The organism is Serratia plymuthica (assembly GCF_018336935.1).
In the GTDB taxonomy this organism is placed as follows: Bacteria; Pseudomonadota; Gammaproteobacteria; order Enterobacterales; family Enterobacteriaceae; genus Serratia; species Serratia plymuthica_B.
In genome coordinates this window covers 3,155,640-3,170,964 of sequence record NZ_CP068771.1, presented here as the reverse complement: position 1 = coordinate 3,170,964, position 15,325 = coordinate 3,155,640, and the positions used below count along the sequence as shown (strand labels likewise).

The window sequence follows — 15,325 nt, the reverse complement described above, 5'->3', positions numbered from 1 at the left end:
GTCAGTTGATTACCACTATCCTGAATAGATTCACCCTCCCTGGCCCCTCCTGAAGTGAGTAAAAATTATCAAAATTCCATAAAGAGTTATCCGCTGACCTGATCCCCCATCTATCGCACCCTGACAGCACCCTAATCGTTAAGGAGTGCTTGTGTATGCCTATCTCCGTTGTTCGCGGTCTCGGCGCGGGCTGTTTGCTGGGGTTGACTCTGCTGACTGCCCTGCCTGCCCAGGCTGCTGAAAAAGATGAGTTGGCGTCTGCTCAACGCATGTTGATTCAGGTGCAGGCAACGCTTGAACGCGCGCGCGTTGCCGCCGTTCAGGCCGACCCGTCCGAGCGCGGCCGTTTCTTCTTTGACTATGCCCGCGCCACTGCCGACCTCAAGACCATCAATGCCGGTATCGATCGTTACCTGGAGCCCTCGCGCGCGCAGCCCCGTGATGGCAGCGCGGTGGCCGGCAATTACCGCAGGGAGCGTCCCTGATGGCGATGACCGGTGCGCAGGAACAGGCCTTCAATGCGGCCAGCGGAGGTGTTGAAGCCAACATCCTGTCGCTGATCTGCATCGGCGGGTTGCTGGCGACGCTGTTTGTCTGGGCGGCCTGGGCGCTGACCGATATCTGGAAAGGGTGGAGCAACGAAAAGATCCGCAACGCGGCGATGGTGCAGTTTGCCGTCAGGCTCGTGCTGCTGCTGGTCGTTGTTACCTGGATGTTTGCCAGCTGAAGACGCTGGATAGTTTTACATGTTGTTAATTTCACACTGCAAAAAGGAATGTTTTATGAATGCTGTAGTTCGTCTTTTCCGTCATTTCTCTGCGCATGTCGCGGTGGCGACTTCTCTGGCTTATGCCGCCAGTCAACCGGTGCATGCTGCCCTGCCGAGCGTTGAACCTCCGTCTTCCGGGGGTGGAGGTGGCCTGATGGATACGCTGAAAGGCTATCTGCAGGACGGCATTGTGCTGGTCGGTCTGGTGTTGGCCGCGGTGGCATTTATCGTGGTGGCCCAGTCGGCGGTTTCCACATTTCATGAGGTCCGTGAAGGGAAAACCAACTGGGGTAAATTCGGCGCCATTATCGTGGTCGGTATCGTGCTGGTCGTGGCGGTTATCTGGCTGGTCGGCAAGTCCGCTGAAATCCTGTTCTAAGGTCGTTCGCTATGCAGACTATCCGATTTTTGCCTGACCGCCTCAACGCTGAGCCTGTCGTCTTCCGGGGCTTTACCACCCCGGAGATGGGACTGGCGGCGTTGGCCGGTGTGGGACTGGGTCTGCTCGTGTCGTTGCCGTTTTTTCCGCTTGCCGGTTGGGTCGTGATACCCACCGGCATGCTGGTGACCCCTCTCCTCGTTATCTGGTTTGGTGGCAGCCGGCTGACGCGCCTCAAGCGTGGTAAACCGGAGAATTATATCTGGCAGCGCCTCGAGGCGCGTAAACGTCGCATGGGATGGGGTGACCCCACCCTGATTATCGACAAACAGGGCTGGTCGTTGCGTCGCAGCCGCGTTGTTAAGAGGTCCAAATGAGCCGTTTCAGACATGCGGTTAAAAACCGCGACCAGCACATTCTCACATTACGGGTTACCTGCGGTGTGCTGGTTGTTTTCCTCCTGGTGGCCAGCATTGGCTGGATGCGTGCGCCGGACAACCTGACTATCCATAATCCGCCGGACTTGCGCAGTGGCTCTACCCGCGCCTGGTGGGAGGTTCCCCCCTCCACGATTTATAGTTTTGGTTTCTACATTTTCCAGCAGCTCAATGCCTGGCCAAAAAACGGTGAGGCGGATTACCCGGCAAAAATCAACGGCCTGTCACCGTACCTGACACCATCGTGTGAGCGCTTTCTGAAGGCGGAAGCCAAAAAGCGCAGCGAAAGCGGCGAGCTCGCCGGCAGGACGCGCGTGGTGTTTGAAATCCCTGAGCATGGCTACAACGGCCATTATAACCAAAGCCCGGTGACGGTGAAAGGCCGTGATAACTGGGTGGTGCGCCTTGACCTGGTGGCGGATGAGTCTTTCGCCGGCGAACCGGTGAAGCGTGCACTGACACGCTACCCGCTGAAAGTGGTGCGCGCAGAAGGGGATCCAGAACGTAATGAGTTCGGTCTGGCCCTGGATTGTTATGACAGCATGCCACAGCGTTTGGCTGCGGCGCCGGCGGAACCCGCGCCTGAGAAGAAAGGAGTATTCCAATGATGAAAGCACGTGTTCTGGCGCTTTCCCTGAGTGTGCTTCCCCTGGCGGCGACGTTCACCGTACCGGTAGCCCAGGCGGAAGAGCTGATGAAATGGGAGCGTATCCCGCTGCAAATCCCGCTGGCCGTCGGCAAGGAGCGGGTGCTGTTTGCCGATAAAAATGTTCGCGTCGGTTTCCCGCCGGCGCTGAACGGCAAGCTGCGGGTGCAAAGCAGTGGCGGTGCGGTTTACCTGAAAGCCGATACCGCATTCCCGTCAACGCGTCTGCAACTGCAGGACGTCGAAAACGGGGAGGTCATCCTCCTCGATGTGACGGCATCCGATAAAGGTTCCACCGAACCGGTGCGCATTGTCTACAGCGGTGACGTGACGTCGGTCAGCAACAGCAATGACACCTCGGCCGAATCAAACGGAAACAATACAACAGCGCCAGGGGCGGATGACGGCACTCAGGCGAAGCGTAAAAAAATCAAATACAACGCGCCGCTGCCGGTGGTGCTGACACGCTACGCGGCACAAAGCCTGTACGGCCCGGTGCGCACGGTTGAAGCGGTGCCCGGCATTCATCCGGTTAATCCGCACCTGCCGAAACGCATCACCACACTGTACCCGTCAGAGCCGGTGGCCATCACGCCGCTGGGCGGCTGGGGCATTGGCAGTCGCAACGTGGTGGCGCTGAAGGTGCAGAACACCACCAGCCGTAAAATCACGCTGGATCCCCGGGTGCTGCAAGGGCAATTTGTGACGGCCACCTTCCAGCATCGATACCTGGGGCCGGTGGGGACACCGGAAGACACCACCACGCTGTACCTGGTCACCGCCGGTCGCCCGGATGACGCCTTTGTCGCGGAGCCGTCGGGGGTTCGCAAGGCCGTAAAAGCGGTGAAGAAGGGGGCAAACCATGGCTGACGTGAAATCCAACATGCTGCCGAAAGTGATTGTGATCGGCGTGCTGGCAGCGTCCATTGTCGTCGGGCTCAAAGCCTGCAAAGACGATAAAACGCCGGAGAAGCCCCAGCAGGCGCATAACGTCCTGGCCAACATGTCGCCGGAGGAGTTGCGCGCCCTGGGCGTTGAAGGGGATACCCCGGAAGACACGCTGCGTACCCTGGTCGGCACCTTGCGCACCACCCGAACCCAGCAGGCCGAGCTGCAGAGCAACATCGACAAAGTGTTGAAAGAAAACGAAGAACTGAGAAAACGCAATACCAATGTCTCCGGCCAGGTCAACGAGGCCGTGGCTGGCTACCAGAAGCAGGCGCAACAGCGTCAGCAGCAGCTTCAGCAAGAGCAGCAAACGCTGATGGGGAAAATCCAGACGCTGACCGAACAATTGGCCGGAAACAATGACAAGGCGAAGAACGACAGTGATATCCCACTCGGTCTGGGGCTGGATGGCATGGGCGGCAGTGAGGGAAGTGCTGCACCTGGCCAGGACGGGTTAATGTGGGTCGGACCGAAGGACATGAAAGAACCTGACCCACGCAATCCGAACAGCGTCAAAGACGGCCCGCAGTTCCCGACGTCGTTCCTGTCTGACAACGCCATCACGCGCCAGAAAGCTGCCTATGAGCAGCAGGTCAAAGGCCGCACCAATGAAAAAGGGGCGGAGGAGAATGCCGAGCCGGTGTTTACCCTGCCCGAGAACTCCACCCTGGTGGGCAGTCGTTCCATGACGGCGCTGCTGGGCCGGGTGCCAATCAACGGCACGGTGACCGACCCCTACCCGTTCAAACTGATGATTGGCAAAGACAACCTGACGGCGAACGGCATCGAGCTGCCGGACGTGGAAGGGGCGATTGTCTCTGGGACCGCCAGTGGCGACTGGACGTTGTCGTGCGTGCGTGGCCAGGTCAACAGCATCACCTTTGTGTTTGCGGACGGTACGGTACGCACCTTGCCGCATCCTGACACCAATATGAAGGCAAGCAGCAACAACAATAGCGGCAACAGTGGCAAAGACGTCAGCACCACCGCCGGTATCGGCTGGATCTCCGATGACAATGGCATTCCGTGCATCGGTGGGGAGCGTAAATCCAATGCCTCGACCTACCTGCCGACCATTGCCGCGTTGTCGGCCGCCAGCGCCGCCGGTGAGGGGATCAGCCAGGGGCAATACACCACGCAAAACAATGTCAATGGCAGCAGCGCCACCATGACCGGTAATGCCGGCCAGGCGGTACTGGGCAAAGCCCTGTCCGGCGGAATGAAAGAGACCGCCGATTGGGTACGCGAACGCTACGGCATGATGTTCGACGCCGTCTACGTCCCTCCGGGCCAGAAACTGGCCGTACACATTACCCGCCAGCTGGCGATCGATTTTGAGACCAAAGGGCGCAAGGTGCGTTACGACTTCAGCCTGCCAGGCGAAGACGGCAGCACCGGCGGGCTGGATTAACGCGTCATTCAGAGGAGAAAGGGCATGCTGTGGCTGTGGCGTCAATGCGAAAGGATGAGTCGCCCGCAGGGCTGGGCTTCATTTTACTGTTCTGCAGCGCGTTTTGGCTGAGTGTGCTGCTTCTGCTGTGTTTGCTTATAAGAGAATGATAATCATGCGGAAAAACCTATTTAACCGAGTCCTGGCTACCGCTGTCATGGTCAGCATCATGGCATTGGCCGGCTGTTCGACGTCGAAAGAGGAAATGCTGCCACCGGGCGATAGCTCGATGCTGGAATTGTGGCAGGGTGAAGACGGCGGCGGTTCGGCGCGTAATGCGGTGGCGGCCCGCGACAGTCTGCGCCGCCCACTCACCGACAGCGAACGCCAGGCTACAGCGGCGGACGATCGCAGCTACAGCCGCACCCAGGAAAGCGAAATCAGCCAGCAGTTCCCGCGGCTGCCGAACCCCGACCTGGTGATGTATGTCTTTCCGCACCTGGCGGACGGTAACGCACCGGTGCCGGGGTACAGTACCGTGTTTCCGTTCTACAGCCAGGTGCAGTATGCGATGCCGGGTGAACGGACGGGGGCCTACTGATGCGATTTTCCCTGTTTGATAAAAAGCGTCTGACGCGCAAGACGCCAGTGGTGCCGGCTAGGGGTGACCAGGACACTGTGATCGCCACTGAGGACGGCGTGCCGTTGTCCGTCGACGGGCGTGAGCCATTACGGCGCCCGGGCAAGATGACGGTAAAGGATGAGAAACAGGTGTATCACGCCAACCCGTCCATCGTTGATTACCTGCCCTGGGCGGAGTTTCTCGACCACGAACAGTGTATTTTGCTCGATGACGGGGTGTCCGTCGGGGCTGTTTTTGACATCACGCCGGTAGCCACCGAAGGACGCACTGACGATCGCCTGGAGCAAATGCGCGACACGGTGGAAGACGCCCTGCAGGACTCATTTGACGAGCATGACGAAAACCCCTGGGTGGTGCAGTTCTTTTGCCAGGACGAGAACAACGTTGAGGCGTATATCGACCGCCTGAGAAATTACGTCAAACCCCATGCCCAGGGCAGTACATTCACCGAAGACTGGCTGAAAGAAACCGAACGTCATATGCGCGGTATCGCTCGTCCGGAAGGCCTGTTCAAGGACACGCTGATCACCGACCAGCCATGGCGTGGGCAGCAACGTCGTACCCGTATGGTGGTGTATCGCTGGATTGGCAAGGGCAATCATGATCCGATGCCACCGGTTGCCATGCTGAATCAGACCTGTGAGCGGGTAACCGGGGCGCTCGCCGGCGCCGGCGTTGCCTGCGTGCGCCAGAACGGGGCACAGGTCCATGACTGGATGCTGCGTCATTTTAATCCCAACCCGGAGTGGGTGGAAAAAGAGACCCTGTACCGTGACGCCGCCTATTTTGACAGTCGTGACACGCCGGAAGGCGCCATGCCGGTGCAGAACGATTTTGCCGAGACCCTGCTGTTCACACCGCCCGTGTCCGATCCGGACCAGGGGGTATGGTGGTTCGATAACCAGGCGCATTGTGCCATTCCGGTCGAGAAGCTGCGCCGCCCGCCGGAGCCGGGCACCATCACCGGTGAAATGAAACGCGGCGAGAGGAAAATCAATGCGTTGATGGATTTGTTCCCGGAGGGAACGATGCTGTGCATGACCATCGTGGTACAGCCTCAGGACACGCTGGAGAATGATTTCAACAAGCTGTCGAAAAACGCCGTCGGCGAGAATACCGAGTCCGGCCGCGTGCGTCAGGATGTGGCACAGGTGAAAGAGTACCTGGGCAATCGCCACAAGCTGTACCGCGCCGGCATTACGTTCCTGCTGCGTGCCGGCGACCTGACCACACTCAACCACAAACGTGTCGATCTGACCAACGTGCTGCTGGGCGCCGGCCTGCAGCCGGTACGGCCGGAGTTTGATGTGGCGCCGCTCAATACCTACCTGCGGGCGTTACCGATGTGTTTTAACCCGGAGACCGACAAGAAACACTGGTATACCCGCCTGACCTGGGTGCAGCATCTGGCAGGGTTGTTGCCGGTGACCGGCCGTGAGACCGGAACCGGTAACCCCGGCATGAGTTTCTTCAACCGCGGCGGGGATACGCTGACGGTTGACCCGCTTAACAAGCATGACCGCAGCCAGAATGCCCATATGCTGTATTTTGGCCCGACCGGCGCGGGGAAATCGGCGACGCTGTGTGCGACCTTATCCCAGTTGATGGCGATACACCGGCCGCGGTTGTTTATCGCGGAAGCGGGCAACTCGTTTGGGTTGCTGGCCGATTACTTCGAGAGCCAGGGGCTCAGCGTCAACAAGGTGAGCATCAAGCCGGGCAGTGGCGTCTCGCTGCCGCCGTTCTCCTATGCGCACAAGCTGGTCGAAGACGCATTAACGACGCTGGCCCTGGATGAAAATGACCTGCCGGACATCGATGCCGATGACGACGACGATGACGACAAGCGCGATTACCTGGGTGAAATGGAAATCTCGGCGCGCATGATGATCACTGGCGGTGATGCGAAGGAAGAGCACGAGTTGAAGCGTGCTGACCGGGCGATGATCCGTGAAGCCCTGTTGATGGCGGCGCGTCAGACTTATGACGAAGGGCGGCAGATGTTGCCGGCAGATCTGCAGAAGGCGCTGTACACCCTCTCGAAAGACGAAGGGAGTAATATTCGTAATGAGCAGCGTCGGGCCAAGGCGGCTGAAATGGCGGAAGCGCTGGGCATGTTTACCCAGGCCGGCAGCTTCGAGGCGGAGCTGTTTAACCGCGAAGGTAGCCTGTGGCCAGAGGCGGATGTCACCCTGATTGACCTGGGACATCTGGCGCGTGAGGGGTATGAGGCGCAGATGGCGCTGACGATGGTGAGCCTGACCAACACCATCAACAACATTGCCGAACGAGACCAGTACTCGGAGCGGGACATCGTGTTTGCGGTGGATGAAGCGCATATCGTGACGGTGAACCCGCTGCTGGCGCCGTACATGACCAAAATCGTCAAGATGTGGCGTAAACTCGGCGCTTGGCTGTGGCTGGCGACGCAGAACTTAAAAGACTTCCCGGACATTGCCGAGAAGATGCTGAATATGGCGGAGTGGTGGGTCTGTCTGACCATGCCGCCGGAGGAGGTCAACGATATTGCCCGTTTCAAAGCGCTGACCGAGGAGCAAAAAGCGGTGCTGCTGTCGGCCAGCAAGCTGTCCGGTTGCTATACCGAAGGCGTGGTGTTATCGAAAAAACTCGAGGCGCTGTTCCGTGCGGTACCACCAAGCCTGTATCTGGCACTGGGGATGACCGAGAAAGAAGAGAAGGCCGAGCGCCGCGCACTGATGCAGGAGTTTGGTTGCAGTGAGCTCGAGGCGGCCCGCAAGGTGGCGCAAAAGCTTGACCGCCTGCGCGGTCTGGTGGCGAACGAGGAGGCTCGGGCTGCATGATGACCCTGAAATACCCGGAACCTGTTGTACGACCGCACGGCCAGGTCTGTCGTGAACCGTCGTTGTTTACCCTCCCTCCGCAGGGCGTGGCCACCTTAAGCGACACGGATGCGCTGGCGCTTGAGACTTTCTGTGTGGCTATCCGCGATCGGCTGTTGGGGCCGGTCCAACTTACCGCCCACCCGCATCGCATTGGGAGCCGTACCAGCGTGGCGTTGCATTTTGAGGGCCGGCTGGGGCGCTGCATCGATGTGCTGATCACGGTGACTGGCAGTACGCTGTGGCCCCTGCCAGAGGAGTATGACCACCCGCGCTGGTATGTCACTGTACCGGATGCCGCTGATGTGGTGTATCTGTTGCTCCATCTAAGCGATTTGTGCGAGCGATTTCGGGTTAATTAGTTTGAAGTGCTATTACTCTTTGACCGGCCTGCTGGCCGGTTTTTATGGTGGCCATGCTCAGCAGCTCAGCAGCTCAGCAGCTCAGCAGCTCAGCAGCTCAGCAGCTCAGCAGCTCAGCAGCTCAGCAGCTCAGCAGCTCAGCAGCTCAGCAGCTCAGCAGCTCAGCAGCTCAGCAGCTCAGGGGCGACTGATCCTGAGTTCAATCTGGGGAAGCGTGATTTTGTCTGCATGTGAAATTCCGCACTGTAAAAAAATACAGTGGCTACTGACTTCCTCTATCGTAGTGGCTATAATGCATAAAAATAATAAAATTTGCCATTATTGAAATTTGTTTTTTACTTTAAATATTAGCTACTTGAATGTGTAATTGACCAAGGTGCATAAATGGAACTAGATTTAGTCAGTGTAATTAGGCTGTCCCTTGAAGGGAATGAGAAAGACTTAAGACTCTATCTGGCTAAGCATGTTCGCTCCCTGAGAAAGAGCGATCCGCAGCTGGCGTTGAAAATTGAGGAGTTGCTTAAACTTAATCCTGCTCGCTCTCATGATGTCATGCGTAAAGAGTCGTCTTCGTTCGAGTTTCCGGGTAATACAACTGAAGATACCGTGCCTCAAACGTTGTTGAAAGTTTCACAGACAATGAACAATACAGACGGGCCGCTTTTACAAGGGCAGGTCAAAAAGCAACTTGAGCAGGTTCTGCTGGAGCGAGAGAAGAGCGAACTGCTGGCCCGCCATGGCCTGATGCCGGCTAAGTCTTTAATTTTCAGTGGTCCGCCAGGAGTGGGTAAAACCATGACGGCCCAGTGGTTGTCTCAAAAACTAGGGCTTCCACTTTATACACTGGATCTGACTACCGTGATGAGCAGCTTCTTGGGCAGGACCGGCAGCAATCTTCGCAGTGTCATTGATTTTGCCAAATCGCACCCATCCATATTGTTGCTGGATGAGATTGATGCGATAGCCAAAAAACGTACAGATGAGACAGATGTTGGTGAGCTGAAACGCCTTGTCACTATTATGCTGCAGGAATTGGAAGACTGGCCCTCCAGCGGTTTACTGGTCGCAGCCACCAACCATCCAGAGCTAGTGGATCCGGCTCTATGGCGGCGCTTTGATCTGGAAGTCACCTTTCAACTGCCAGACGATGCGCAAGTGGCAGAAGCGGTGCGTCTTTTCGCGGGAGATTATTTTGACGTTCTGGCCCCTTGGTATGACCTCCTTAAGGAGAGCCTGCGGGGTCAGTCGTACAGCAACATAAAGCGCGAGATTTATCAATTGCGCAGACTTTATATTCTTCGCCCAGAGCATTTTGAGACAGACTTGATTGCACAGCTCGATTTCGACGCCGTAGGCAAAACAAAGGCTGAAAAAATAAGCTTCGCAGTTAGACTAGTTCGTCAGTATGGTTTCACTCAGCAAAAAGCCGCAAAAATCGCGAATGTCAGTAGGGACACAATTCGAAAACGACTGGTGGGAAAGGAGATAATCAATGACTGAAAAGCGTAACTATATAATCGGTAAGGCGGAAGTTTTAGCGTCTCATACACCCCCGCCGAAAATAAATCCTAAGTCTGATCCGATTTACACTTTTCGCGAGGTAATAGAGAGGTTAAAACCTCAGTTTGAGCACACGGTCAGTAAGCTGAATACATTGGATAATAGGCTCTGCCCTAAAGATTTTGCAGTGGCTGCCATTACTCTACATCCATCTTACATTGCCAAAGGCCATTTTCCACGAGCTCTTTTTAAAGAAATGGCCGTACGCTCGATAGGTAGTAAAAGCGTAGATGTACTCCCTGATCGTTGGACTCGCACGGGGCCCCCAGTAAAGTCGCCGACAACAAGAATCTTTGTGGCGGGCAAGCGCGATCGGCTAACCGAGTTTAGTAAAGAGCTGGAGCAGTTTACCGAAAAAAGCCGTGGTGCCTCTGACCTGTTCCGGGTCTGGAGCATTTCAGAACCTGACAATAGTGAAAAAATTAAGCACAACACCGATGCCTTCGAAGGCTACTGGGAAGTTGGATTGCAACTGATGCCTGTAGGCAGTAATGAATTCATCAAAACGGCATTCATTAATTATGCCCATGAGCTGGGATTTGAAGTGAAGGAGCAGATGGCTATTGAAGTGGGTAATCTTTGGTTCATGCCGGTTGCGGGTGCAGAAAATCAGCTCACCCTGCTCGCATCTTTCTCGTTCCTGCGTGTAGTTAGGCCATTGCCAGCCATGCGGTCCTTTCGGCCGGTCACCAGGGGAATGCCGGTTGGCGCTAACATAAATCTGCCTGACGTCCAGCCCTATGCCTCAGATGTCCGTGTCGCTATTCTGGATGGTGGTCTGCCTGATAAGCATGTACTGGAACCTTGGGTTACCAACTACTCGCACGCTGACTCTGCAGCAGACGATCACCCTGACGGTCCTTCTCATGGGCTGGGTGTTACCTCGGCATTTCTTTTCGGCCCCCTTTGGCCGGGAGAAATAGCCAGTCGCCCTTTCTCGTACGTTGACCATCACCGCATCCTTGATAGTAACATTGACGGTGAAGATCCTTATGAGCTTTATCGCACCCTGTCACATCTCGAAGACATTCTGCTTTCCCGTCAGTATGAGTTTCTGAACTTGAGCCTTGGCCCTGCACTGCCTATTGACGATGATGAAATTCACCCATGGACGTCACTCATTGATACCTACCTCGCCGACGGAGATACATTCCTTACGATTGCGGCCGGCAATAATGGCGACAGCGAGAGTTCACTCGGTCTTAACCGCATTCAGGTGCCATCGGACTGTGTAAATGCATTGTCTGTAGGTGCTACTGATCAAGTTGAAGCTGGATGGAAACGCGCACCATACAGTGCTGTCGGCCCAGGACGTTCACCGGGATTGGTCAAACCCGATCTTGTTGCATTTGGCGGTGCCCCACGCCAGTATTTTCATGTGCCAAGCGCTCTGGATCCTGACAAGCTAGTGCCGACCTGCGGAACCAGCTTTTCGGCCCCTTATTTGTTGCGCTATGCCGTGGGTATTCGTGCCATCCTTGGCCATGACATCTCGCCGCTCGCAATCAAAGCGCTACTGATCAATGCTGCAGATCGCGCTGAGCATGAAAAAGGTAGTGTAGGCTGGGGCAAGGTACCTGACTCAATCAGTCAGATCATCGAATCGCCAGATGGTACCGCACGCATACTTTATCAGGGCGAGCTTACCCCCGGAAAATACTTGCGCGTTCCGCTGCCAATTCCTGAGACCGGTATTAATGGCAAAGTGAAAATTCGGGCAACTTGCTGTTTTTCAAGCCCTGTCGATCCTCAGGATACTTCAATGTACACGCGTGCAGGCGTGGAAATTACCTTCCGCCCCGATCCGGAAAAAACGCAGTCCTTCTTCAAGCAGAAAACTGTCGCGACGGAAGCTGAGCTGCGCGCGGATGCGGGTAAGTGGGAATCCGTTCTTAGCGCGGAGCTGAATAAAATCGGCAGTACCTTAGTCCGTCCCTGTTTTGAGATTCATTACATGGCACGCGAAGGGGGAGATCAAATTGATGGGGCCAAAGCTGCTAGTATCCGCTATGCATTCGTAGTTTCACTCGAGTCACCAAAAACACCGAATATTTTTTCCGGCATCCTTCAGTCTGATGCACGTCTGATTGAAATACAGCCTCGTATTCCGGTACCAATTCCGATCACGCTTTAGGCCTAAAATGGCCCCGTATGGGGCCAGCTTTATAGGTATACAGTTCACCCCAAAGTTCCGCTCAGCCTCAAGACCAGCCAAATCAAACGAGTCATTCAAGTGAGACATCTCTTGCGGACGATTTGGTGCTAATAGCAAACACTAGGTTTGAAAACGTGACCTAGGCCGATTGAAGCACCAACGACTAAAATTTTCATAATCCAATAAAGACTTCTTTGCTGCCTTCTTGAGCTGCCCGTAGCACCCTGTGTGGATTCTATCCACGCAGGAGTGCAGGCCATGAAAATCAGCACGTTGCTGACGTTGTTCCCTCTGCTGATGCCGGCGTCAGTGTTTGCCGGCACGGTACTCTATACCGATTCCCACCATCCCCCGAGTAACGTCGATGTCTCGGTCTCCGTTATTTATCTTGACGGCCCTGAACAGCTGCAGGTGCAGACGTTTGGAGAGCTGTCGTCGAACCCGGATGAAGCCGAACGCCAGGCTAAAGCCGTGCTGCAGTCGCCGCAATGGCAGGCTTATGAACAGGAGCTGGCCACGGTCTACCGTGCGGTGGTGCGCGCCTGGGAACTGGGCGTTACAAAAGTGCCGGCCGTCGTATTTGACGATACGGATGTGGTATATGGCACGGCTGACGTAGCCCAGGCAACGGCACTGCGCGCCCAGTCACAAGGGGGGCAGTGATATGCAGCAACCCCCTTTGTATGGGGTGTCTCTTGGGCAACCCCGCCTTACCCTTAAATCCCTCAGTGTGGCCATGTTGTTGTCCGCGGCCAGCGTGCCGGCAGCGAACGCTGCGCTCAACAGCGTGCAGATTGTCGCGAGTGCTGTATCGCAGGCCTGTATCAGCTGGCGCGTCAGCGGCATTTGTTATTGGCTGCTGTGTACGCCGTTTGGCTGCAAGGTGCGGACCTCCGTCAAAGTCACCCACTTTATCCCGGAAGCTGTGGTGTCGGCGTACAACACCCAAGGAGGCAATCCCTGGCGTGAAATGTCGATGGTGAGCCAGGCCGCCGGCGGGTTGGAAAGCAGTATCACCAGCGCGTTGAGTGGCGTGTCCGCCGCCGGCGGCAACAACGAGCTGAAAACGCCCGGGCAACGTAAAACCAATCTCCACTTCAAGTATGCCGATGCCATTGGCCATCCGGCGACGTCCCTGATTGGCGGCAGTATTGCCGGCTATTCGTGCCGCTCTGCGGCGACCCCTTTTGTGCCGTATTTCCTCAGCACACTGGATAGTCTGGCATGGCGTACCGGTATGCCCGAATCGCTGTACCCGGAGGCGTTGATCCCCGGTCAGCGTGAGGTCGGCAGTCAGGCGGCCGCGAATATGTGGGGCAACGTCTATCCCCGATCGGGATTTGTGACCCAGGTCGATGACGACAAGGCCGGCGCCCTGGTGGCGCAGCGGGTGGCGGACATCATCACCCGTTCTGGCCAGCCCCATGTCTATCAGCCCCTGATGGGACAGCGCTCGGAAGGGTATTGGCCACCAGGCGCGGTTCAGGAAAATACCGGTACCAGTAACCACAAGTGGCAGCGCCTGGCGCCGCAACTGAGTCAGTCCTGCGCGGTGTTCCCGGACGGCGACCATCCGCCGGCAGCGGATGCGAACGCTGCCTTTGCCCTGTGGCAACCCTACAGCTGCTGCCAGCGCCGCGGGCAGCGTTTCCTCTACAGCACGGATTTTTGAGGCATAAACGATGAATAACACGATGAATAAATCTCTTTTGGGACGGCGCAGCCTGCTGTCTCTGCTGATTGCCGGCAGCCTGGCGCTGGCCGGCGTGAACGCACACGCTGACGACAATGATGATAACGGCACCCTGTTTGGCATTTCGTTGCCCCAGGTAAATGACAGCAATGTGGGGTACGGGAAGAGCGCCAGCGGCGCAGTCTCGGACAAATTGTTCTACTCCCTGGGTGGTGGCTCGGTGATTTCACAGCCGGCGACGCGCGGCAACATGCAGAGGCTGGGTATGAACCTGGGCTGGAGCTCGGATTTGATGTGCGGCAATTTCGACTTGAAGACCACCATTGGCAACCAGCTCAACGGGGTGACGGACGGCTTCAAGAACCTGATGGGCAGTGTTATCCAGGGGGCTACCGGTGCGGTGGCCAGCCTGCCGGCGATGGCTATCCAGCGAGCCAACCCGGGGTTGTATGAAATGCTGACCAACGGGGTGCTGCAGGGCGGTGTCGCGTTCGACAAGGCACAGCTGAATTGTCAGAACCTCTCCAAGCGGATGATGGATATGGCGGACTCCGGCGGCTGGAGCCAGGCCGCCGCGATGGAAGAAGCCAAGAGCCTGATCAATAACGGGGATGCCGATGCGGTGCGGTCGATGAATGCCACGGAGAAAGTGACCGGACAATCCGGCCAGACCTGGATCGGCGGTCAAAAGCGGGGTGGTGCCGGCCAGCCTGCCATCAAGCCAACGCACGACCTGGCGGCCGCCGGCTACAACATGATGAATGCGCTGCCGGTCACCAGTACCTCCAGCGTATCCGGCAGTAGCTGCACCGGCGGTGCCTGTGCCAAATATGCCAGCAGTGAAGAAGCGGCAGCTGCCGTGGTGAAGGTGTTGGGGGATTCCTCCCTGCGCACCTGTAAAGATGCGGCGCAATGCACCAGTGGTGAAGGCAGTGAGCAACCAGGCAGTACCGTGGCCGGCACCGGTTTTGCCCCGATGCTGGAAGAGGCGACTAAAGCAAATAATGAGCAGTTGGCCAAACTGGTCAACGGCGCAGAGAAACCCACCACGGGCAACCTGGCCAAGCTCAAGACGGGCAGCCTGGCGGTGACCGCCGGGGTTATCAAGGCGCTGCAGCGTGACCCGGATAATGCTGCCCTGGTCGGCCGCCTGGCCAGCGAACTGGCGATGGCTGACACCATTGAAACGGCCTTTATCATGCGCCGTATGGTCACCACCGGCATGTCAGAGCCCAATGCTGCTGTCCAGAAAATGGCGATGGAAGAGGGCGATCGGCGTATCGAGGCGCTGGACCGCGAAATCACGGCGCTGAAAAACGAGATGGAGATGAAACGCGAGATTTCCCGTAACGCGGTGCTGACTATCATCGATCGCGAGAACAACCGTGCGGAAACCAACCCGCAGCGTCAGTCGGTTGACAGCCCGGATACCAAGTTCAACCAACTGGCCGTACCGGAAAGCGACCAGTAATCGTGGGGATG

Annotated in this window: 16 protein-coding genes; all 16 read left to right on the top strand. The window is 56.9% G+C overall.

What is annotated here, in order from left to right; translation table 11 throughout:
• Positions 1–155: 155 nt before the first annotated feature.
• The 16 genes from JK621_RS14795 to JK621_RS14720 all read left to right on the top strand — a co-directional run bounded on the left by JK621_RS14795 (position 156) and on the right by JK621_RS14720 (position 15,314).
• Entirely contained in the window at positions 156–485 is a 330-nt protein-coding gene (locus JK621_RS14795; RefSeq protein WP_212556650.1) for an RAQPRD family integrative conjugative element protein, read from the top strand.
• A complete protein-coding gene (locus tag JK621_RS14790) occupies positions 485–727 on the top strand; it encodes a TIGR03758 family integrating conjugative element protein (protein ID WP_212556649.1) in 243 nt (80 codons plus the stop codon). The genes JK621_RS14795 and JK621_RS14790 overlap by 1 nt, the downstream gene beginning before the upstream one ends.
• Before the next feature lie 55 nt (positions 728–782).
• On the top strand, positions 783–1,148 hold the full coding sequence (locus JK621_RS14785) for a TIGR03745 family integrating conjugative element membrane protein (RefSeq protein ID WP_212556648.1): 366 nt from the start codon (positions 783–785) through the stop codon (positions 1,146–1,148).
• A gap of 11 nt (positions 1,149–1,159) precedes the next feature.
• Positions 1,160–1,525 carry a TIGR03750 family conjugal transfer protein gene (locus JK621_RS14780; protein ID WP_012146793.1) on the top strand — a complete coding sequence of 122 codons (366 nt, stop codon included), beginning with the start codon at positions 1,160–1,162 and terminating at the stop codon, positions 1,523–1,525.
• Positions 1,522–2,193, top strand: a complete 672-nt coding sequence (locus JK621_RS14775; RefSeq protein WP_212556647.1) for a PFL_4703 family integrating conjugative element protein — start codon at positions 1,522–1,524, stop codon at positions 2,191–2,193. The genes JK621_RS14780 and JK621_RS14775 overlap by 4 nt, the downstream gene beginning before the upstream one ends.
• Entirely contained in the window at positions 2,190–3,101 is a 912-nt protein-coding gene (locus tag JK621_RS14770) for a TIGR03749 family integrating conjugative element protein (RefSeq protein WP_212556646.1), read from the top strand. The genes JK621_RS14775 and JK621_RS14770 overlap by 4 nt, the downstream gene beginning before the upstream one ends.
• Positions 3,094–4,590, top strand: coding sequence for a TIGR03752 family integrating conjugative element protein (locus JK621_RS14765; protein ID WP_212556645.1), 1,497 nt, complete (start codon positions 3,094–3,096; stop codon positions 4,588–4,590). Before JK621_RS14770 ends, JK621_RS14765 begins: the two co-directional genes overlap by 8 nt.
• Before the next feature lie 154 nt (positions 4,591–4,744).
• Entirely contained in the window at positions 4,745–5,170 is a 426-nt protein-coding gene (locus JK621_RS14760) for a TIGR03751 family conjugal transfer lipoprotein (RefSeq protein WP_212556644.1), read from the top strand.
• Positions 5,170–8,034, top strand: coding sequence for a conjugative transfer ATPase (locus tag JK621_RS14755; RefSeq protein WP_212556643.1), 2,865 nt, complete (start codon positions 5,170–5,172; stop codon positions 8,032–8,034). The genes JK621_RS14760 and JK621_RS14755 overlap by 1 nt, the downstream gene beginning before the upstream one ends.
• Positions 8,031–8,435, top strand: a complete 405-nt coding sequence (locus JK621_RS14750; RefSeq protein WP_212556642.1) for an acetyltransferase — start codon at positions 8,031–8,033, stop codon at positions 8,433–8,435. The genes JK621_RS14755 and JK621_RS14750 overlap by 4 nt, the downstream gene beginning before the upstream one ends.
• A gap of 19 nt (positions 8,436–8,454) precedes the next feature.
• Positions 8,455–8,760, top strand: coding sequence for a hypothetical protein (locus JK621_RS14745; RefSeq protein ID WP_212556641.1), 306 nt, complete (start codon positions 8,455–8,457; stop codon positions 8,758–8,760).
• 59 nt (positions 8,761–8,819) lie between these two features.
• Positions 8,820–9,935, top strand: a complete 1,116-nt coding sequence (locus tag JK621_RS14740) for an AAA family ATPase (protein ID WP_212556640.1) — start codon at positions 8,820–8,822, stop codon at positions 9,933–9,935.
• A complete protein-coding gene (locus JK621_RS14735) occupies positions 9,928–12,129 on the top strand; it encodes a S8 family peptidase (protein WP_212556639.1) in 2,202 nt (733 codons plus the stop codon). The genes JK621_RS14740 and JK621_RS14735 overlap by 8 nt, the downstream gene beginning before the upstream one ends.
• A 279-nt stretch (positions 12,130–12,408) precedes the next feature.
• A complete protein-coding gene (locus JK621_RS14730) occupies positions 12,409–12,813 on the top strand; it encodes a TIGR03757 family integrating conjugative element protein (protein WP_212556638.1) in 405 nt (134 codons plus the stop codon).
• A 1-nt stretch (position 12,814) separates the two neighbouring features.
• Positions 12,815–13,822: a TIGR03756 family integrating conjugative element protein gene (locus JK621_RS14725; protein ID WP_212556637.1), complete on the top strand. Its 1,008-nt coding sequence runs from the start codon at positions 12,815–12,817 to the stop codon at positions 13,820–13,822.
• Between the two features lie 10 nt (positions 13,823–13,832).
• A complete protein-coding gene (locus JK621_RS14720; RefSeq protein WP_212556636.1) occupies positions 13,833–15,314 on the top strand; it encodes an integrating conjugative element protein in 1,482 nt (493 codons plus the stop codon).
• The last annotated feature ends 11 nt before the right edge of the window (positions 15,315–15,325 follow it).